This is a genomic window from Cupriavidus sp. TMH.W2 (genome assembly GCF_050847365.1).
Classification (GTDB): domain Bacteria; phylum Pseudomonadota; class Gammaproteobacteria; order Burkholderiales; family Burkholderiaceae; genus Cupriavidus.
The window spans coordinates 323,152-343,303 of record NZ_CP193793.1; the positions used below are offsets into that span (position 1 = coordinate 323,152).

Below are 20,152 nucleotides of genomic sequence, written 5' to 3' on the forward strand. Positions count from 1 at the left end.
GAGCGGACCCGGCGACATGAGTGCCTGGTCGCTATGTGTCCACGTAAGAAGGAGCGCTGAAATGATTCGCCTGAAGAAGTCCGTGGAGTTGCCGTCGGTCGGGTTGACCGGCTTCGAGACGCCGTTGAGCGAAGAGGAAAGTGCGATCCAGGGCACGGTGCACCGCTTCGCGCGGGACGTGATGCGCCCGATCGGCCGGGAGCTGGACCGCATGACGCCGGAGGAGGTGATCGCCCCCGGTTCTCCCTACTGGACGGCCATGATCGAGGCGTCCAAGCTAGGGCTTGACCCTCAGCTGATTGAGCAGTTTCCACCCGACATGGCGGTGCGCATCGAGTCGATCATCAGCGAAGAGCTCGGTTGGGGCGATGCGGGTCTGGCGGTGTCGATCACCGCGTCGCTCATGCCAATGATGGTGGCGCAGTCGGTCGGCAGTCAGGAACTGATCGACATGTGCGCCGGCAAGGTCGGCTGCTGGTCGAACACGCAGCCTGACCGCGGCTCTGATGGCGCGATCCTCTATCGCGAGGAAGTCAGCGCGCACGGCAAGCAGTCGCTGGGCAACGTCACCGCCAAGGTCGGCGCCGATGAAATCGTCATCAACGGGCAGTACTCGTCATGGGTGTCAAACGGCTCGGTTGCCCAGGTGGCGCTCGCGTACATGGCAGCGGATTATGGTGATGGCTTCTACGGCAGCGATGAGCGCGGTGCGTTCACGAACGGCATCGGCGTCATGATTCCGCTGGACCTGCCGGGCATCTCGCGCGGCAAGCCGTTGGACAAGATCGGCCAGCGCGCGCTGCCTCAGGGCGAGATCTTCTTCGACAACGTCAAGGTGCCGAAGCGCTTCGCAGTCGCGCTGAAGGACGATTATCTCGGCAACATCGCTTCGGCGTGGTCGCACGCCGGGACCAACATGTGTCAGGTGTTCACCGGCGTGGCGCGTTCTGCCTTCGAGCTCGCACTGGCCTATTGCCATGAGCGCAAGCAGGGCGGCGCGCTGCTCGTCGAGCACCAGATGACGCAGTTGCGCCTGGGCGAGATGCTGCGCCGGCTCGAGATGGCGCGCGCGATCTCCCGCCGCAGCCTGGCGTACTCGCGCATGTCGCCGCAAAGCCACCCGTACGCGACCGCACAGGCCAAGGTCAGCGTGACCGAAGAGGCGATGAAGATCGCGCACGAAGCCTTCCAGCTCTTCGGCGGCAACGGCACCACGCGCGAGTATCCGATCGAGAAGATCTTCCGCGACTGTCGCTCTGCACTGATCGAAGACGGCGAGAACTATGTCCTCACGTCGCGCCTCGGCGTGCTGGCAAGCCGTCTCTATCAGAACGGGTGGACCAGGGACTAAGCGTCGCTCAGGCGCAGGCAACCGCATTCACCCGGAAGCTATGGAGGAGCCGGCGCGGAAGAAGCTCCGGCGCCACGCGCCCCGACTGGCGTCAGCTATAATGACGCTCGCCCAGCGACCCGCTGGCGCGATCCTTTCCCAGTGCCGAAAGGCCCTGATTCAAGGCAGAAGAGGTGACAGTGCCCACTGAGCAGCGCAACACCAGAAAGCGGCGCACATCGATTGCGGCGTCCACAGGAGCAGATCCCGAAGGGCTGCGCGCCCAAGGCGTGCGCACGCGCAATGCCATTATCCGCGTGGCCAGGAAGCTGCTGCTCGAAGGCGGCAGCCTGGAGTTCTCGCTGCGTGCCGTGGCTCAGGGCGCGGGTATCAGCATCAGCAACCTCCAGTACTACTTTCCGACCCGGCAGGCCGTGCTGCGCGCCGTCATGGCGCCGATCATCGAAACCTACCTGGAAGACCTCAAGCGTGCGCTGGACAGCCGCATATCGCCGCGCGAGGCGCTTGATGCGCTGCTCGAAAAGGCGCTCACCGACGCGAGGAACGCTAAGGATACGGCGTTGTGGTGGCACTTCGTTTCCCTTGCCTCCACCGATCCCGAGTGTGCGCGCATGTTTGACGAGTGGTACGACACGCTCACCCGTGGCATTGCGGAACTGGCGCGCGCAGTGAATCCGGATCTGAAGATGGCCGACAGCCTGCACGCAGCCTCGCTGCTGATCGCGATGGCCGATGGTCTCGCATTGCAGCTTGGCGCGGGGCGCCGCAAGCGCTCCTACCCTGGCGGCCTCGATGAGGCATATCGTGCTGCCGTCAATCGTCTCGTACTGGGGGAGCGCTCAACCGCAGAGGCCAGCTAGCCATCACATCGTCGTTGTATGGACGCGGAAAGACAGGGAATACCCTGTCTTTTTTTATGCTTTTATGTTTGTCAACATGACCTATGTTATGTATAGTGTTCTAACAAATAGGCGAACGACCCCAGCACCCATCCGGGTCGTGTGCGCCCACGAAGAATGGAGACAGAGATGATTCGTCTGAACAAGACTGCGGTCTTGCCCGCAGTCGGCATGACCGGTTTCGAGACGCCGTTGAGCGAAGAGGAAAACGCGATCCAGCAGACGGTCCATCGTTTTGCACGCGACGTACTGCGGCCGATTGGCCGGGAGCTCGACCGCATGACGCCGGAGGAGGTCATCGCCCCCGGGTCGCCTTACTGGGCGGCGATGACGGAAAGCGCGAAGCTGGGGCTCGACCCGCAGCTCATCGCGCAGTTTCCGCCGGAGGTCGCCGTTCGCATTGAATCGCTGATCGGTGAAGAGCTCGGGTGGGGCGAATCGGGCCTGGCCGTCTCGCTAGGCGCCGCGACCATGCCGCTGACGATGGCGCAATCGCTTGGTAACCAGGAATTGATCGAGATGTGCGCGGGCAAGGTCGGCTGCTGGATGAATACGCAACCCGACCGCGGTTCCGATGCCGCGATCCTGTACCGCGAGGAAGTGAGCGCGGGTGGCAAGCAGCCAGTCGGCAACGTCACCGCGAAGGTCGGTGCCGATGAGATTGTCATCAACGGGCAGAGTTCGGCGTGGGTGTCGAACGGATCCGTGGCGCAGGTCGCGTTGGCTTACATGGCGGCGGACTACGGCGACGGCTTCCATGGCAGCGGCGAGCATGGTGCGTTCACGAACGGCATCGGCCTGATCCTGCCGCTCGACCTGCCTGGAATCTCGCGCGGCAAGCCGCTGGACAAGATCGGCCAGCGTGCCTTGCCGCAAGGCGAGATCTATTTCGACAACGTCAGGGTGCCAAAGCGCTTCGCCATCGCGCTGAAGGATGACTACCTTGGCAACTTGGCCTCGACCTGGTCGTTCGCGGGTACCCACATGTGCCAGGTCTTCGTCGGCGTGGCGCGCGCAGCCTTCGAACTGGCGCTGGGCTATTGCCACACGCGCAAGCAGGGTGGAGCGCTGCTGATGGATCACCAGATGACGCATTTGCGCGTGGGCGAGATGCTGCGCCGACTGGAGATGGCGCGCGCCATCGCACGCCGCAGCCTGGCGTTCGCGCGCCTGTCGCCGCAGAGCCATCCCTATGCGACCGCGCAGGCCAAGGTCAGCGTGACCGAAGAGGCGATGAAGATCGCGCACGAAGCCTTCCAGCTCTTCGGCGGCAACGGCACCACGCGCGAGTATCCGATCGAGAAGATCTTCCGCGATGTGCGCTCCGCGCTGATCGAGGATGGCGAGAACTACGTCCTCACCTCAAGGCTGGGCGTACTGGCCGGCAGGCTTTACCAGAATGGATGGGCGCAAGAGTAAGCGTCCGGGTATGCGTCAGGCACCGGCCGTCGCAGCGGTCGACCGGGGGCGCAGCGGGCCAACCAGCGCTTTGCATAGAGAAGCAGTCATGACGACATGTTCCAGCGCGAACGTAGCCGCATGGGGGCGGCAACCGGGCTCCAGCGAGCTGCTCCACCGGATCCGCGCCTCGGTCGCACGCATTCGCGTGGATGCCGCAAACGGCGCCGGCATCGAACGCCGCCTGTCGAGCCTTCTGCGGCACGCGCTCGCAGCGGGATCGCCCTTCGATATCGCGCTGGTACTCGGGAGCGCGGCAGAGCTCATGTTGTTCCCGGAACCGGAAGTCCTGGACCAATGTACGGCAGCCGTGCAACAGGCTGATCAGCAAGCACTGCGCGGACTGGTCTGGGCGGTCAGGCACAGAAGCATGAGAGGCGGGAAGGGCGCTCGCAGGTTCACGCTGGATTTGCAATGAGGCATAGGAAACAACGAAGCACCATGGCGAAGCATTCAATCAATACGCAGCGAAGGCAACTGCTCAAGCTGGCAGGTGTCTCGACTGCCGCAGGCAGTATGGGCCTTGGTCTGACCCCGGGACTGGCACATGCCGGCAAGTCGGATGACGTCCTCGACGTCGTGATCGTCGGCGCAGGCCTCGCCGGCCTGACCGCAGCACGGGACCTGGGCCATGCCGGCTGCGAGTCGTTCGCCGTGCTCGAGGCACGCAGCCGCGTTGGCGGGCGGACCCTGAACTACGACGTGGGTTCGGGGCAGGTGTCCGAAGTCGGCGGCCAGTGGATTGGCCCCGGCCAAACGGCCGTGGCGGATCTGGCGCGCGAACTGGAGGTCGACACGTTCCCGAGCTACTACAAGGGCAACACCGTCATCCTCGGCGGTGACGGCCGCTTGGAGATGGACCTCAAGGGCACGTTCGGCAGCGACGAGGCGATCGGGGGCAAGCTCAGCGGGCTCTCGCGCGACGTACCTTCCGGCGCTCCGTGGAAGTCACCGAAGGCGGCCGAACTGGACCAGCTCTCGGTCGGCGACTGGCTGGCGAAGCAGGACATCAAGCCGGAGGATCGCACCGGTTGGAATGCGAGCGTCGCGCTGTCCGGCGGGGTGATGCCGGCCAAGATGGGACTGCTGCATTTCCTCTCGATGATCAATTCCGCCGCCAGCGACTACATGCAGCTCGACAGCATCAAGCATAGCGCGCAGGAAACGCGCTTCGTCGGCGGTTCGCAAATCCTGAGCAACAGGATGGCGCAGGCATTGGGCAGCAAGGTGCGCCTGTCGAGCCCGGTCCGGCGGATTTCGGGCTGGGACCGCGACGTCGTCACGCTGCACACGGACCAGGGCGAGGTGCGTGCCCGCCAGGTCATCATGGCCCTGAGCCCGCCCTTGTGTCAGCAGATCCGGTTCGATCCGCCGCTGCCGGCAAAGCGTGCCGCGCTGCAACGGGCCTGGCCCGCCCACTCGCCGGCACGCAAGACGGCCATGGTCTATTCCCGCCCGTTCTGGCGCGACAAGGGATTGAACGGACATATCTTCCAGGTAAACGGGCCCATCCTGTGGGCCTTCGACAACTCTCCGCCCGGGGGAGAGATTGGCGTCATCAACGCCTTTATCTCGAACGCGCAGGTGCCGTCGGACCACAAGGCCGCGCAGCAGTTCCTCACGGCGCTCTACGCCCGCGCGTTCGGCCGCGAAGCGCTGTCCCCGGTGTCATACCACGATCACGACTGGGGCCGCGCCGATCCATGGACGATCACCTGCGTCTCCGCGATCCCGCCGGGCTTCTGGAGCGCCCACGGCGAGGCCTTGCGCCCCCCCTGCGGGAAGCTCATCTGGTCCGGCACCGAGACGGCCGAGATCTGGGCAGGCTACATGGACGGCGCCGTGCGATCGGGCCACCAGGCAGCGCTCGAGGCGCTCAACGCCCTGCGTCGCGCTTAGGAGGCAGAGATGAAGAAACGGATATTGCTGGGCGCCGCCGGCGTCATCGTTGCCGGGTTGCTGGCTTACTTCGGCCCCGACTTGCTAGGACTCTATCGGCTTGACCGCTACGTCACGGCATCCGCGGCGGCCTACGAGGCCAATAGCGGACCATGGCCTCACGTGACCGACGCCTGCATCGCGTGCCACGGCGTCAAGGGCAATTCGTTGCATCAGGGCTATCCGAGCCTGGCGGCCCAGCCGGCACCGTACGTGGCGGCCCAGCTCCACAAGTTCGCGAGCGGCGAGCGGCCCAACCCCACCATGGGCCCGCTGGCCATGACCATGAGCGAGACCGAGATCAACCATCTGGCCGATCACTTTGCCAGGCAGCCGGCCGCCGATAACCGGTATTTCACGCCGGACGCAGTCTTGCGGGAGAAGGGCAGGCATTTGGTGGCATCGGGCAATTGCGTGGCGTGCCACGGCGGCCAGTTGATGGGGCGCGACCAGTTTCCGCGCCTCGCCGGGCAGGGCCATGACTACCTGCTTGCGCAGTTCGACGCGTTTGCCGACGGCGCTCGCAGCGAGCCGACCGGCATGATGAAGCGCATTGCCACGGCCGCGTCGGCGCAGGACCGCGAAGCGATGGCGACCTATCTGGCCAGCCTCGCCCCGCAGAAGAAGTGATGGATTTCTCGTTGAATAACGTAGCCCTGGAGTCGTGATGGAACTCAGCTTTTACATTCTCTGTCTTTCGATCGCCACACTGGTGGCGACGTCCCTGGTCTTTGGCCTGAAGTTTCTTGGCAAGCGCAACTATCTTCTCGGCTTTGAGTGGCTGGTCGTGACGGTCTCGGCGTCGAACTTTCTGCTCTATTTCCTGGGCGGTGTGCAATTCTCCTATCGCATCTCGTATTTCCTGGATGCGTTCTCGCGGGGCTTCGGCATCCCGGTGATCGCCACGGCCGGGCTGTTGGCCGTCACGCATCGCTACAAGCCGTCCATCCTGGTGGATGTCCTGTTCTTTGCTGCCGCCATCGCGGGAACGGCCGTGCTGGTGTCGGCCGACTTCGTCGTGCAGCCAAAGCCGTACTTCTACGTAGCGATGTGGTCCGCATTCTCCGTGTACCTGGCCTACTTTGCCTGGAAATTGCTGAGCGCCGGCGAGGGCCTGCATGCACTCGGCGTACTCGTGGTCCTGCTGACGTCGCAGGCGATCGCCAGCATCTACGACTTCTACAAGATTCCCGGCGACGACGACCACGCCATTTTCTATGTTCTCGCGTGTCTGACGTGGTCCTTCATGTGCGTCGTGATGTTTTACGCCTATGGTGCGCTGGAGCGCGTGGAAAAGAGCGAAGCGTCGCTGGCCGCGAGGCTGTCGGCCCGATGAGCAAGGCGACCGTATGAGTAATGACTTTTCCGCGTTCGCCGGCACGCGCCCGGTAACGGATGCCATCGGATTCGATCCTGCAGCCCTCCAGGCCTGGATGGCGCAGCACGTGGAGGGCTTCGCCGGTCCGCTGCGCATCGAGCAGTTCAACGGCGGTCAGTCCAATCCGACCTTCAAGCTGGTCACGCCTCGCCAGGCCTACGTCATGCGTGCCAAGCCTGGCCCGCGTGCAAGGCTGCTGCCGTCGGCACATGCCATCGAACGTGAGTTCCGCGTGATGGCGGCGCTCGCCGGCACCGACGTGCCGGTGGCGAGGACGTATGCCATGTGCGAGGACGAGACCGTGATCGGCCGGGCCTTTTACATCATGGAGCATGTCGAAGGGCGCGTGCTGTGGGACCCGTCGCTGCCCGGCATGGGCCAGCCCGAGCGCGCGGCCATCTACGACGAGATGAACCGCGTCATCGCGGCGCTGCACAGCATCGACTACAAGGCGGTCGGCCTGGGAGACTATGGCAAGCCCGGCAATTACTTTTCCCGCCAGATCGAACGGTGGAGCAGGCAGTACAAGTCTTCCCAGACCGAATCCATCCCGGCGATGGATGCGCTCATGTCGTGCCTGCCCCAGCATATACCGCACGAAGCGGAGGAGCAGGTCTGCATCGTTCACGGCGATTACCGTCTCGATAACCTGATCTTTCATCCGACCGAGCCTCGTGTCCTAGCCTTGCTTGACTGGGAACTCTCGACGCTGGGGCATCCGATGGCGGACTTCAGTTATCACTGCATGAGTTGGCATATCGAACCGGGCCCGCTGCGGGGCATGGCAGGCGTTCATCGCGCGAGCCTGGGTATCCCGGACGAAGCGGCCTACCGCCGTGCCTATGAACAACGTACCGGGCGCAAGATCGCCGGAGACTGGAATTTCTACCTGGCTTTCAGCATGTTCCGCACCGCTGGCATCCTGCAAGGGATCATGAAGCGAGTGGTGGATGGCACGGCGTCGTCCGCGCAAGCGCTTGACACCGGGAAACTCGCCCGGCCGGTGGCGGTGATGGCCTGGAAATACCTGCAAAAGCATTTGCGATGACCGGCGTGCATCCAGGCCACAACGGCAGGGCGCATCAGTTTGCGAAAGGGCCCATGAGCTTGTGTAGCGCGGCAGGGGGTGGACTCCGCCGCCCCGTCGAGACCGGACTGAAGTTCCTGGCCCGAGATGAGCAGGTGAAAATGGAATTGCCTGGGCCTGGTCTTGAGGTCATCGTGGAACAGGCCGGCGTCGCTCAAGTGATCTTCTTCGAGGACTCGTCGATGTTGGAGATCTGCCTGAAGGAGGGCAGCAGGATCTCGCTCCATTGCACCTTCGAAACCGCGCAAAGCCTCGCGGTGGAGCTCCTGCCTGAAGCGCGGGATCACGACTTCCTGTTTCACGCCAGGAGCGGGGACCGCTACTGCGCCTGGGATGACCTGCGCTGACTTTGCTACCGCACTTCTTCCAACATCACAGCATCATGACGAACAAAACTACCTCTCCCGTCACTCAGTCTGGCATTGCCAATTTCCTGGACTTTACCGGCAAGACGGTGCTGGTCGTGGGCGGCTCCAGTGGCATCGGCAACGGCATTGCCCAGGCGTTCCGGCAACTTGGCGCAGAGGTCCACGCGTGGGGCACGCGCGCCCGCGCCTCCGACTACAGCGCCGACGAGGGCTCGGATCTGGACGGCCTGCACTATGCGCAGGTAGACGTCTCAGACCAGGCCGCGATTCACTCCGTGCAGCCTGCCTTCGAGCATCTGGATGTGCTGGTGCTGTCGCAGGGCACCATCCTGTACAAGCGGGCCGAGTTCGAGATGGAAGCCTTTGACCAGGTCCTGCGCCTGAACCTGTCCAGCGTGATGGCGTGCGCGGTCAAGTTCCGGCCGATGCTCCGTGAGAGCCAGGGTTCTCTGGTTACGCTGAGCTCGATCGCCGGCTTCCGGTCCGTGCGGGGAAACCCGGCTTACGCCGCATCCAAGTCGGGCGTGGTGGGCCTGACCCGCACGCTGGGTGAGGCCTGGGCGGGCGAAGGTATCCGCGTCAACGGCATTGCGCCGGGGCTGGTGGATACCAAGCTCACCAAGGTGACCACGGCTTCGCCGGCGCGGCTCGATGCAACGCTCTCGCGCGTGCCGCTCGGCCGCATGGGCTTGCCGCACGAGATTGCCGGGGTAGCCGTTTTCCTGGCCTCTCCCTTGGCCTCTTATATGGTTGGCGAAACCCTGCTTGTCGACGGCGGGCTGACGCTGGCCTGACACAAGGGAGTCTATCGATATGCAAATTGGTATTCCGCTGGAAATAGTCCGTGGCGAGACGCGCGTCGCCGCCACTCCTGAAACCGTCAAGAAGTATGTTGCCCAGGGCCACAAGGTCGTGGTGCAGGCTGGTGCCGGCGTACGGGCCAGCCAGCCGGACGCCGCCTATGAGGCCGCCGGCGCGCGTATCGGCAGCGCCGCCGAGGCACTCGGCGCCAACCTTGTGCTGAAGGTGCGCGCGCCGGAAGCCGCGGAGCTGGCCCAGATGAAGCCGGGCTCGGTGCTGGTGGGCATGCTAAATCCGTTCGATGTCGAGAACAATGCGCGCATGGCGGCGGCATCGATCACCGCCTTCGCGCTCGAAGCCGCGCCGCGCACCACGCGCGCGCAGAGCATGGACGTGCTCTCCTCGCAGGCCAATATCGCCGGCTACAAGGCCGTGCTGATCGCCGCGCACTATTACCAGCGATTCATGCCGATGCTGATGACCGCCGCGGGCACCGTCAAGGCGGCGCGCGTGCTGATCCTCGGCGCCGGCGTGGCGGGCCTGCAGGCCATCGCCACGGCCAAGCGCCTGGGCGCGGTGATCGAGGCCTCGGACGTGCGCCCGGCCGTGAAGGAACAGATCGAATCGCTCGGCGGCAAGTTCCTGGACGTGCCGTTCATCACCGACGAAGAACGCGAGATCGCGCAAGGCGTCGGCGGCTATGCCCGCCCGATGCCGCCCGACTGGATGCGCCGCCAGGCCGAACTGGTGCATGAGCGGGCGAAACAGGCCGACATCATCATCACCACCGCGCTGATCCCGGGCCGCATGGCACCCGTGCTGCTGCAGGAAGCCACCGTGCAGCAGATGAAGCCGGGCTCGGTGGTGGTCGACCTGGCCGCCGCGCAAGGCGGCAACTGCCCGCTGACCGTGGCCGACGAAGTGGTCGAGCGCAATGGCGTCACCCTGATCGGGCACACCAACCTCGCCAGCATGGTCGCGGCCGACGCCTCGGCGCTCTATGCCCGCAACGTGCTGGATTTCCTCAAGCTGGTCATCGACAAGGAAGGCCAGTTCACGCTGAACCTCGAAGATGACATCGTCGCCGCATGCTTGGTGAGCCGAGCCGATGAGCCGGCGCTCGTGGAATAAGGAGACAGAAGATATGGAGATGGTGAACCACACGGTGATCAACCTGATCATCTTTGTGCTGGCGATCTACGTGGGTTACCACGTGGTGTGGACGGTAACGCCCGCGCTGCACACCCCGCTGATGGCCGTGACCAATGCAATCTCGGCCATCATCATCGTCGGCGCCATGCTGGCGGCCGGCCTCACCGAGGGCGCCACGGGCCGCATCATGGGCACGCTGGCGGTGGCCTTGGCTGCCGTCAACGTGTTCGGCGGTTTCCTGGTGACCCAGCGCATGCTGGAAATGTTCAAGAAGAAAGCGCCCAAGGCCAAGGCCGGCGCCAGGGAGGCTGCGTGATGACCGAACTCGTCAGCATGAACCTTGTCTCCCTGCTCTACCTGGTCGCCTCGGTCTGCTTCATCCAGGCGCTCAAGGGGCTTTCGCACCCGGCATCGGCCCGCAAGGGCAATGCCTTCGGCATGATCGGCATGGCCATTGCCGTGGTCACCACGCTGGTGCTGATCGTCAAGCTCAAGAACGAGTTCCTGGCGGCCGGCACGGCGCAGTCATTAGTTGTTTCGGGCCCGGCGCTGATCTTCGGCGCGCTGGTGGTGGGCGGCGGCATCGGCGCCTATGTGGCGAAGAAGGTCGAGATGACCAAGATGCCGGAACTGGTTGCGGCCATGCACTCGCTGATTGGTCTGGCCGCCGTGTTCATCGCGGTGGCGGCGGTGGCCGAGCCTTCGGCGTTTGGCATCGCACCGGCGGGCTCGCATGAAATCCCGACGGGCAACCGCATCGAACTGTTCATCGGCTGCTTCGTCGGCGCCATTACCTTCTCCGGTTCGGTGATCGCCTTCGGCAAGCTGGCCGGGCGCTACAAGTTCCGCCTGTTCCAGGGCGCGCCGGTGGTGTTCGCCGGCCAGCACATGCTGAACCTGGCCCTGGCGGTCGCGATGCTCGGCTTCGGCATCGCGTTCTTCATGACGCAGGAATGGATGCCGTTCCTGGTGATGCTGGCCATCGCCTTCGTGCTCGGCGTGCTGATCATCATCCCGATCGGCGGCGCCGACATGCCGGTGGTGGTGTCGATGCTCAACTCGTATTCGGGCTGGGCGGCGGCGGGCATCGGCTTCTCTCTGAACAATCCGATGCTGATCATCGCAGGCTCGCTGGTGGGCTCAAGCGGTGCCATCCTCTCGTACATCATGTGCAAGGCGATGAACCGTTCGTTCTTCAACGTGATCCTGGGCGGCTTCGGTGGCGAAGCGGCTGGGGCCGGCGCGGCCGGTGCGCAAGCCCAGCGCAACGTCAAGTCGGGCTCCGCCGACGACGCGGCCTTCCTGATGGGCAATGCCGAGACGGTCATCATCGTGCCGGGCTACGGCCTGGCCGTGGCCCGTGCGCAGCACGCGCTCAAGGAACTGACCGAGAAGCTGCACGAGAAGGGCGTGACGGTGAAGTACGCGATCCACCCGGTGGCGGGCCGCATGCCGGGCCACATGAACGTGCTGCTGGCCGAAGCCGAAGTGCCGTACGACATGGTCTTCGAGATGGAAGACATCAACAGCGAGTTCGGCCAGGCCGACGTTGTGCTGGTACTTGGCGCCAACGACGTCGTGAACCCCTCGGCCAAGACCGATCCGAAGTCACCGATCGCGGGCATGCCGATTCTGGAGGCCTACAAGGCCAAGACCATCATCGTCAACAAGCGCTCGATGGCCGCCGGTTATGCCGGCCTGGACAACGAACTGTTCTACATGGACAAGACCATGATGGTGTTTGGCGACGCCAAGAAGGTGGTCGAGGACATGTTCAAGGCCGTCGAAGCATAACTCTCACGCATGGAGTGAATGGGTCTGTCCTCCGGAACGTTTCCCAGATGCGCTCATAGCACGAGGTAATGACACAGGGGACATGCGTGGGCTGAAGGGGACATCGGCATCCGGTCTTCAACGAGGTAACCCCAGCCCACGCTGGGCGATCAGGTTTCGCTGAATTTCCGCGGTGCCGCCGCCGATGACGGTCAGGATCGCGTAGCGCAGCAACTGTTCGAACCTGCCGTTGGCGATCGCGCTTTCGGCATCCTCGGACAAGGTTGCTCCAGTGCCGAGGATATCGAGCGCCGCCTGGCCCAGGCGTTCCATCAGTTCGCCCGTAAAGGCCTTGCTCATGGCCGCTTCATGAATGGGGACCTTGCCTTGCTCGGCCATGGCGATACTCTTCATGAACAACTGCCGCCCTGCTTCCACTTCGGCCGCCAGCGCGCCAATGCGGTCGCGAACTGCCCCATCATTGGCCAGCACCGTCTTGTCACGGACGCAACGAACCAGTCGTTCGAATTCCGCGCGGGCATTGGCGATGAAGCTTCCCATCATCATGCGCTCCGTTGCAAGCGCCGATGTCAGGATTGTCCAGCCGTCGTTGAGTTTCCCGACCAACGCACTGGCGGGAACCCGGACATTGTCCAGAAACTCCTGGCAGAACGTGTGACCGTACATCGCCATCGATGGTCTGACGGTGAGGCCCGGGCTGTTCATTGGAACAATGAAGATGCTGAGGCCAGCGTGCGGCCGCACCGCATTCCTGTCGGTGCGGGCGGCCAGCCATATGTAATCCGCCTTTTCGGCGGCCGTGGTCCAGATTTTCTGGCCGTTGATGACCCACTCGTCGCCGTCGCGCTCGGCGGTCGTCTGCATCGATGCGAGGTCCGAGCCCGACCCTGGTTCGCTGTAGCCCAGGCAGAAGGTGATCTCGCCGCAGGCGAGCCTGGGCAGGAACTCGGCCTGTTGCTCTGCCGTTCCGAAGGCCATCAGTGCATGCGCCTGGATGTCCCCGCGGCCGCCCATGGGTGCACCGGCTTGCTGGATCTCTTCCATGAATGCGAGTTGCTCGTAGGGCGTGCGTCCCTGGCCACCATACTCCCTGGGCCAGCTCATCGTGTTCCAGCCTTTGCTGCCTAACAGCCTGGTGAACTGCGTGTCGTAGCCCCACTCTTCGTAGGCATGGTCCTGTTTGTGTCTGGGCGAATCACTAGACCAGTTTTCCTTCAGCCAGGCCCGTACCTCATGACGGAACGCATTTCCGGCCGGGCCGAGATCGTGCTCGGGAAGCATCACGCCCTGCTCGAGCAGCGCCCGGGCGAGCTCCTCACGCGCCTCGCGTACGCCGCCGTGGCGCGCCAGATCCGCATGCGTGCGCCGGAAATGCCGCGGCGCCTCATGTTCCTCCGAATAAGCGATGGCGCCGAAGGTGTGATGCGTTTCGAGGGATACCTGACGCAGCGCAGGGCCGGCGAAGGCGCGTGCGGCGGCGCCAAGGATCCGCCAGTTCTCGGAGCCGAGGTCATGCGTCCTGGCGGCGTTGTGGAGCATCAGGCGTGCGGCCTCCAGCGCCATCAGGCAGTTGGCGAGTTTGTGCTGTATCGCCTGGAAGCGCCCGATCGGCTGGCCGAACTGCTGTCGTTCCTTGGCATAGGCAACGGCCATGTCGAAGCCTTGCCGGGCGGCGCCGAGCGCGCGCGCCAGCAGGGCAAGCGCGCCGATCCGACGCAGGTCCTCGGCCAGCCCGGGCGGGAGCGGCAACGTTGACGCGGGCACGTGGTCGAAGCTTGCCGCTGCCAGCGGAGGCACCGCCAACCCAGGTGTTTCCGTCACGCTCAGGCCGGCCGCGTCGCGCGGTACGATAGCCAGTACCGGCCCCGGCTCGGCCAGAACGAGCAGGTGGGTGGCATGCGTTCCGGCCTCGATAAAGGCAATGCGCCCGTGCAGCTTGCCGTTGGCGACCCGCACGCCGCCCGCTTGCCGATCGCCGTCAAAGCTGCCGAAGGCGAAGCTCACGCTGGCGTCGCCGCGATGCAGCGCACTCAGTAGTGCGGCCGACTCGTCGGAACTGGGACGCCCTGGCAGGTGCGGTGACAGGGCGAGATTGGCAAGTGCGGCACCGATCAGAGGCGCTGGGCAGGCGGCGCGCCCCAGTTCTTCCAGCGCCACGGCAATTTCTCGCATGCCGCCTTCCTGCGGATTGCTGCCCAGGCTGGTCAGGCCTTGCTCCGCCAGGTCTCGCCAGATCGACGTCAGCGCCAGAGGGGCTGCGGCAAGCTCCACGGCCTGCTCGGCGGCCCACCTCCGGGCGAGCAGGCGACGCAGGCTCTCCTGCAGCATCAGCCGCTCTTCGTCACTTGGCAGCATTGCTGCCGAGGGGAATGTCGTTTGCTCCTGGGTCATGATGTCTCCTGTGCCGCATCAGTCGCGATGCGGCCGTGATGGATGCCTTGTCAGGAGATTCTGGTTCGCCGGCGCCATACCGTCACCACACTTTTCGGGTGTCCGGCGGGCGGCGGAGTGAGCGCGCCGTCAGTCGATCAGGCCACGCCTGCGCGCGGCGGTCACCGCGTCGTAGCGGCTCGGAACTCCAAGCTTCTCGAACACGTTCTTCATGTTCCACTTCACTGTGTCCAACGTGAGGTTGAGGGTCAGTGCGATCCGCTTGTTCGACATGGACTGCGCGGCCAGGCGCAGGATTTCGATCTCGCGCGGCTTGAGCTCGGGGCCGTTCGCCTGCGCGTCGGGCGCACCGGCCTGCTGAACCGGCGTATGCGCGGCGACACCGCGGCGCAGGACCTCGACCAGATAGTCGCCGCCGGAGCCTGGGCCAAGGGTGGGCTGCAGTTGCTGCAAGGCCTGCCGCACGCGCTCGCCTTCATCGAGCAACGTGCGAACGAGCCCCAGCCTCTGTGCTGCTTCGACAGCAGCCCGCAGAAGACGCATGGCTTCGGTAGCCTCGTCCATTTCAGCAAGAGCGGTGCCCGCCAGCAAGTCGGCCTGCACCACACATTTTTGCCGCCCGTATGCCATACCGTAGCTGCGCAGCGTTTCTGCGCGCGCCAGCGCTTCGTTCCAGTCCATGCCGGCCAGCGCCAGCCGGGCTCCGGTCAGGGCCGCGATCGCCTCGATCTCAGCGAGGAAACCCGTTCCGTAGCGATAGCGGCTGGCCAATCGGTCAAGTTCAGTCTGCAGCTTCCGGGCGGCATCCTGATGGTTCAACTGGAGTTCCAACCGCGCTTGTCCGGCCAGCACATAGGCCAAAGGCCGATCCAAGGCCAGCTCGCGGCAGCGGACTTCCTCCTCGCTCAGCGCGTGCAGTCCCTGCGCTGCCGAGGCCTGCGTCGCCATCAGGCGGCTGCGGACGATGATCGCAAGCGTCATCGGCTCGGGCGAGGACAGACGCAGCAAATCGAGCCGGTTGGCCAGCACTTCGTTCGCCTCGGCCAGCAGGTCGGCCTCGTAATACGCGTTGGCGAGGAATGCCGCGCTGTTGACGGCCGACACCGAACGCCGGCCGTGCGCTGCCTCGGCTCGCGCCACCAGGGCACTGCCGGTGCGGATGGCCTCGCGATTGTTGCCCTCGAGCAGGTGGCTGAGCAGCAGGGTCGATTCGGCCACCAGGGCCATCTCATCCTGAAGCTCCGAGCGTGGCAACCGCGCGATGTGCTCGTGGAGCGAGCGGGCGTCCTCGTACCGCCCGGCCGCGCAATAGGAAAAACTGAGCACAGCCAGGTGCGCCTGGCGCAGGAAGCGATCGGTCAGGCTTTCGAAGTCCGACGGCGCCACGAGGGCCAATGCGGCTTCGGTGTCGTCGCGTTGCAGCGCGATGCTGGCCCGCAGGTAGAGCGCATGCAAGGCAAGGCCAGGCGCCAGCGTGCGCGGCGTCTTCTCCAGCCGCTCAAGCCAGCCCTGCGCGTCGCGCCAGCGGCCCGCGGCTACCAGCGCCCAGCAACCGAGGAGCAGCAGCCGGGGATGGCCGAGCAGCACATCGGCCGGAAGTTCGTCCATCCAGTGTTGCAGCGTGCTGAAGAAGCTCATGCTGCGCAGCGGCAGATCGGCCCGCTCGACCAAGTGCACTGCGGCCTCGGTGTCGTGCGCGTGATAGGCGTGACGTAGCGCTTCAATCAGGAGGCTGCGTTGCTCGAACCACTGGCTGGCCCGCGCATGGATTTCGCGCATCAGCGCTGGATCGCGCTGTTGCAGCCGGTCCTGGAGGAAGCTGGCAAAAAGCGGATGAAGTCGGTACCACGGCTGTGGGCTGTCGAGCTCGACCGGCAGCACGAAGAGGTTTTCACGCTCGATCTGGTGGAGCAGCGCAGGGGCCTTTGCATTGTCTGTGACGTGTTGCGCCAGATCGGCATTGAAGCGGCGCAAGACCGAAAGCTTCTCGATGAAGTCGGCGACGTCTGGCGCCAGATGGCGCACCACGTCTTCGGAGAGATAGCGCTGCAGATCCGTTCGGCGATGCAGCATCTGAGACAGCATGTCCCGGTTGGCCGGGCTGCGCTTGAGCCGGATGCAAATCATCTGGAGGCAGACCGGCCACCCGTCGGTGATGTCGTGGATCAGGCGCGCATCGTCCGGCACGACTTCGCCGAGGTGCTTGGCCAGGAAGTCCTGCGTTTCCGCGAAATCGAACGGGAGGTCGGGGAAGGTAATCTCCGACAGCTCCCCGGTCAGGCGCTGGCGGTTTACGGCAAGCGGTGGATGGGTCCGTGAGGCCAGGATCAGGTGCAGGGTCTCGGGCCCGTGATCCACCAGACCCTGAATCAGCGCATGGGTGTCGCTGTCGTCGACGTGATGATAATCGTCGATGAAGAGGAACACGTCCTCGCGTCGCTGGCACACCGCGTCAACGATGGTCGCGATCAGTCCTGCAACCGGCAGATCGGCGCGCACCTCAGAGGCAAGGGCAGTCCCGTCATCGACGGGCAGTCCTGCCTGCTGCAGCGCGCCGGTCAGATAGGCGCGAAACTGCGGCAAGCGCCTCTCGTCCGGTGACAGGGACAGCCAGCAGACCAGTTCCCCGTCCTTGAGCAACTGCTGGCGCCACTGGGCCAGCAAGGTCGTCTTGCCGAAGCCCGCACTGCCGCACACCAGCGTCAGCCGGCTGTCGCGCGAATCCAGCAGCCGCGCCAGCAGCTTGGCCCGCGGCGTGGACTGCGGGCTAATGCGCGGCGGCGCGAACTTGGTGGGGATAAGAAGGCGATCGGGGGCCAAGCCAGGGTCTCCTGCTGACATGCGAACTGCATCTTATCGGAAGCGCCGCGGAAGGTCTAAGCGGCCGCCTTGTGTCCCTCGAGCCATCCCGCACGATGGATCTTCGGCGCACAACTATGGCCCTGCCACACCCGATTACACCCGATAAGTGTGGTGCGCCCACCCGGCCGGCAACCCATCATTGAACCAGAAGCGAAGGGACAGCCAGATCCGGACTCAACCGAAGCTGGGCGGCCAGGGCACGCTGTGACGCTGCCACCCCGCCTCGCAAGGAGACAGGGCGAAATGCACTACGAAACCATTATCCATGAACAGCGTGGGCCAGTCGCATGGATCACGTTGAACCGGCCAGCCGAGCTGAATGCGGTGAACCAGCGCATGCTCGAAGAGCTTCATGATGCGCTCACCGCAGTACGGGCCGATGCGGGCCAGGCCGTACTGGTGCTGACCGGATCCGGCCGCGCGTTCTGCGCTGGCGCCGATCTCAAGGCGCTGCTTGCCGGCCTCGACACCGCCCCGGGCGAGCCGAATTTCGCCGATCGCACGCTTGCCACGCTTTCGCTGCTGCGCAACATGCCCAAGCCAGTTATCGCTGCCATCAACGGGCTGACCATCGCAGGCGGGCTGGAACTGGCGATGTGCTGCGACATCCTGATCGGCGCGGCGAGCGCGAGGATCGGCGACGGCCATGCCAACTACGGCGTGTTTCCTGGCGGTGGCGGCGCAGCGGTCATGTCGCGCCGCGTCGGCCTCAGCCGGGCCAAGCAACTGCTGTTTACGGGCGATCTTGCCGACGCCGCGCAGATGCAGGCCTGGGGGCTGCTCAACGAGGTGCTGCCCGACGAGGAACTACTGCCGGCGGTGGCGGCGCTGGCAGAGCGGATGGCGGCCAGGAGCAGTCTCGTGCTGCGCCGCATGAAGGAAGTGGCCAATCGCTCAGTCGACCTGTCGTTGGACGCCGCGCTGCGCGACGAACTGCTGGTGTGCCAGCAGCACACCCGGTCCCATGACTTCCGCGAGGGTCTCGCCGCCTACAGCGAGAAGCGGCCGCCTGCATTCCGCGGCATCTGACCGTCCGGGCTGGCCCCAGGCGAGCCAAGAACATAAAGGAGACAAAGATGAAGATCGACTTCTCGAGGTGGTCGCTGGATGCCGCCTCGCGTTTCGCGCAACGCGAGGCGCTGGTCAATGTCGAGCGCGACCGCCGCTTTACCCACATGGAGCTGCACCGGCTCACCAATCGGATCGCCCGCTTGATCAAGGAGCGGCTCAGGCTTGCGTCAGGCGACGTCTACCTGACTATCCTCGACAACGACAATATGAGCCTGCTGACCTTCTGCACGCTGGCCAAGGCGGACGTGAAGGCGGCATGGTGCAACTTTCGGGACACCTTCGACGAGCACCTCTGGCAGATCGACTGGGTCGAGCCCAAGGTGGTATTCCTCGAAACCGCGCTGCTGGACAAGTACTACGACACGCTGCGCCAGCGTGGCATCCGGATCGTATGCATGGATCCGCTCGCGGCGCCCCGCGATGGCGTGTCCTGTTTCTGGGATCTGCTGGAGGGCGTGTCGGACGCGGAGCCGCATATCGAGCTGGACGCAGACGAACCGATGCTCCTGCGCTTCACCGGCGGCACCACCGGCCGCGGCAAGTGCTGCATGTACACGCTGAACAACTGGCTGGCGCTGCATCGTTACTTCTATTCGATGCCGGACGACATGTTCGGCTACGACGCCCGTCACCTGAGCATTACGCCGCTGAGCCACGGATCCGCGGCCTATGCCACGACGCTTGCTTTCAAGGGTGGCTGCCATGTGACGATGAACGCTTCAGATCTCACGCAGTTCTGCGCGAATATCCAGAACGAGCGGATCACATCCAGCCACCTCGTGCCGACCATCCTTTACCGCTTCCTGGAATTTGGCCTGCACGAGCAATTTGACCTGTCCAGCCTGCGCACGATCCTCTATGCGGCGGCGCCGATGAGTCCGGCCAAGCTCGCGCTGCTGCAGGAGAAGTTCGGCAACATCTTCATCCAGGCCTATGGCAGCAGCGAAGTGCTGGCACCCGTGGCCGTGCTGAGCAAGGCAGAGCACCTGTGTGCGCCCGGCCAGAGCAACCGGCACCTGAGCTCTACCGGCATCGCGCTGCCGGAAACCGAGATCGTGGTGATGGACGAACAAGGCCACGAACTGCCGGTCGGCAAGACCGGCGAACTCTGGATCCGCGGACCAGGCGTGATCAAGGGCTACTACAAGAATCCGGAGGCGACCGCAGCCGAATTCCAGGATGGCTTCTGGAAGTCCGGTGACCTCGGCTACCTCGACGAAGAACGCTATGTGTACATCGTCGATCGCAAGAAGGACATGATCATCAGCGGCGGTTTCAACGTCTACGCCATCGAGGTCGAGGCCGCGCTCAATACGCACCCCGCCGTGCTGATGTCGGCGGCAGTGGGCGTGCCGCATGCCGAGTGGGGCGAATCCGTGCACGCCGAGGTGGTGCTCAAGGAAGGCCATACAGCCGATCCAACCGAGATCGTCGCCTTCTGCAAGGACCGCATCGGGTACAAGGCACCGAAGACAGTGACCATCGTTGACCAGCTCCCGATGACGGTGATCGGCAAGGTGCTGCGCCGGCAAGTGCGCGACAAATACTGGGCCGATCAGCAGCGCAAGGTGAACTAGTCAACAGCTCGAGGGCAACAAGATG

General features: G+C 64.5%; 17 protein-coding genes. 15 read left to right on the forward strand and 2 right to left on the reverse strand.

Going from position 1 to position 20,152, the window contains the following annotated elements; translation table 11 throughout:
- The first annotated feature begins 61 nt into the window (after nucleotides 1-61).
- The 13 genes from ACREYQ_RS19080 to ACREYQ_RS19140 all read left to right on the forward strand — a co-directional run bounded on the left by ACREYQ_RS19080 (nucleotide 62) and on the right by ACREYQ_RS19140 (nucleotide 12,226).
- A complete protein-coding gene (locus ACREYQ_RS19080) occupies nucleotides 62-1,351 on the forward strand; it encodes an acyl-CoA dehydrogenase family protein (protein WP_432261753.1) in 1,290 nt (429 codons plus the stop codon).
- A 173-nt stretch (nucleotides 1,352-1,524) separates the two neighbouring features.
- The gene (locus ACREYQ_RS19085) at nucleotides 1,525-2,211 is read left to right on the forward strand and encodes a TetR/AcrR family transcriptional regulator (RefSeq protein ID WP_432261754.1); all 687 of its coding nucleotides are present in this window, start codon (nucleotides 1,525-1,527) and stop codon (nucleotides 2,209-2,211) included.
- A gap of 168 nt (nucleotides 2,212-2,379) precedes the next feature.
- Nucleotides 2,380-3,669, forward strand: a complete 1,290-nt coding sequence (locus ACREYQ_RS19090; protein ID WP_432261755.1) for an acyl-CoA dehydrogenase family protein — start codon at nucleotides 2,380-2,382, stop codon at nucleotides 3,667-3,669.
- 88 nt (nucleotides 3,670-3,757) lie between these two features.
- On the forward strand, nucleotides 3,758-4,126 hold the full coding sequence (locus ACREYQ_RS19095) for a hypothetical protein (RefSeq protein ID WP_432261756.1): 369 nt from the start codon (nucleotides 3,758-3,760) through the stop codon (nucleotides 4,124-4,126).
- A 23-nt stretch (nucleotides 4,127-4,149) separates the two neighbouring features.
- Nucleotides 4,150-5,607 (forward strand): flavin monoamine oxidase family protein, encoded by a 1,458-nt coding sequence (locus ACREYQ_RS19100; RefSeq protein WP_432261757.1) that lies wholly within the window; start codon nucleotides 4,150-4,152, stop codon nucleotides 5,605-5,607.
- Between the two features lie 9 nt (nucleotides 5,608-5,616).
- Nucleotides 5,617-6,276 (forward strand): c-type cytochrome, encoded by a 660-nt coding sequence (locus ACREYQ_RS19105; RefSeq protein ID WP_432261758.1) that lies wholly within the window; start codon nucleotides 5,617-5,619, stop codon nucleotides 6,274-6,276.
- A gap of 37 nt (nucleotides 6,277-6,313) precedes the next feature.
- Nucleotides 6,314-6,982 (forward strand): hypothetical protein, encoded by a 669-nt coding sequence (locus tag ACREYQ_RS19110; RefSeq protein ID WP_432261759.1) that lies wholly within the window; start codon nucleotides 6,314-6,316, stop codon nucleotides 6,980-6,982.
- Nucleotides 6,983-6,995: 13 nt separating this feature from the next.
- Nucleotides 6,996-8,072 carry a phosphotransferase gene (locus tag ACREYQ_RS19115; protein ID WP_432262598.1) on the forward strand — a complete coding sequence of 359 codons (1,077 nt, stop codon included), beginning with the start codon at nucleotides 6,996-6,998 and terminating at the stop codon, nucleotides 8,070-8,072.
- A gap of 53 nt (nucleotides 8,073-8,125) precedes the next feature.
- Nucleotides 8,126-8,458, forward strand: a complete 333-nt coding sequence (locus ACREYQ_RS19120; protein ID WP_432261760.1) for a hypothetical protein — start codon at nucleotides 8,126-8,128, stop codon at nucleotides 8,456-8,458.
- Nucleotides 8,459-8,493: 35 nt separating this feature from the next.
- On the forward strand, nucleotides 8,494-9,273 hold the full coding sequence (locus tag ACREYQ_RS19125; RefSeq protein ID WP_432261761.1) for an SDR family NAD(P)-dependent oxidoreductase: 780 nt from the start codon (nucleotides 8,494-8,496) through the stop codon (nucleotides 9,271-9,273).
- A 19-nt stretch (nucleotides 9,274-9,292) separates the two neighbouring features.
- Nucleotides 9,293-10,411, forward strand: coding sequence for a Re/Si-specific NAD(P)(+) transhydrogenase subunit alpha (locus ACREYQ_RS19130; protein ID WP_432261762.1), 1,119 nt, complete (start codon nucleotides 9,293-9,295; stop codon nucleotides 10,409-10,411).
- Between the two features lie 13 nt (nucleotides 10,412-10,424).
- Nucleotides 10,425-10,748, forward strand: a complete 324-nt coding sequence (locus ACREYQ_RS19135; protein ID WP_432261763.1) for an NAD(P) transhydrogenase subunit alpha — start codon at nucleotides 10,425-10,427, stop codon at nucleotides 10,746-10,748.
- Nucleotides 10,748-12,226 (forward strand): NAD(P)(+) transhydrogenase (Re/Si-specific) subunit beta, encoded by a 1,479-nt coding sequence (locus tag ACREYQ_RS19140; protein WP_432261764.1) that lies wholly within the window; start codon nucleotides 10,748-10,750, stop codon nucleotides 12,224-12,226. Before ACREYQ_RS19135 ends, ACREYQ_RS19140 begins: the two co-directional genes overlap by 1 nt.
- Nucleotides 12,227-12,343: 117 nt before the next feature.
- On the opposite strand, the gene ACREYQ_RS19145 is transcribed toward ACREYQ_RS19140, so the two are convergent.
- Together ACREYQ_RS19145 and ACREYQ_RS19150 are read right to left on the reverse strand one after the other, a co-directional pair.
- Nucleotides 12,344-14,617, reverse strand: coding sequence for an acyl-CoA dehydrogenase (locus tag ACREYQ_RS19145; protein ID WP_432261765.1), 2,274 nt, complete (start codon nucleotides 14,615-14,617; stop codon nucleotides 12,344-12,346).
- Between the two features lie 129 nt (nucleotides 14,618-14,746).
- On the reverse strand, nucleotides 14,747-17,437 hold the full coding sequence (locus tag ACREYQ_RS19150) for a LuxR C-terminal-related transcriptional regulator (protein ID WP_432261766.1): 2,691 nt from the start codon (nucleotides 17,435-17,437) through the stop codon (nucleotides 14,747-14,749).
- 285 nt (nucleotides 17,438-17,722) lie between these two features.
- Here ACREYQ_RS19150 and ACREYQ_RS19155 point away from each other — a divergent pair, with 285 nt between their 5' ends.
- Nucleotides 17,723-18,508, forward strand: coding sequence for an enoyl-CoA hydratase/isomerase family protein (locus ACREYQ_RS19155; RefSeq protein WP_432261767.1), 786 nt, complete (start codon nucleotides 17,723-17,725; stop codon nucleotides 18,506-18,508).
- 47 nt (nucleotides 18,509-18,555) lie between these two features.
- Nucleotides 18,556-20,127 (forward strand): class I adenylate-forming enzyme family protein, encoded by a 1,572-nt coding sequence (locus tag ACREYQ_RS19160; protein WP_432261768.1) that lies wholly within the window; start codon nucleotides 18,556-18,558, stop codon nucleotides 20,125-20,127.
- Nucleotides 20,128-20,152: the final 25 nt, after the last annotated feature.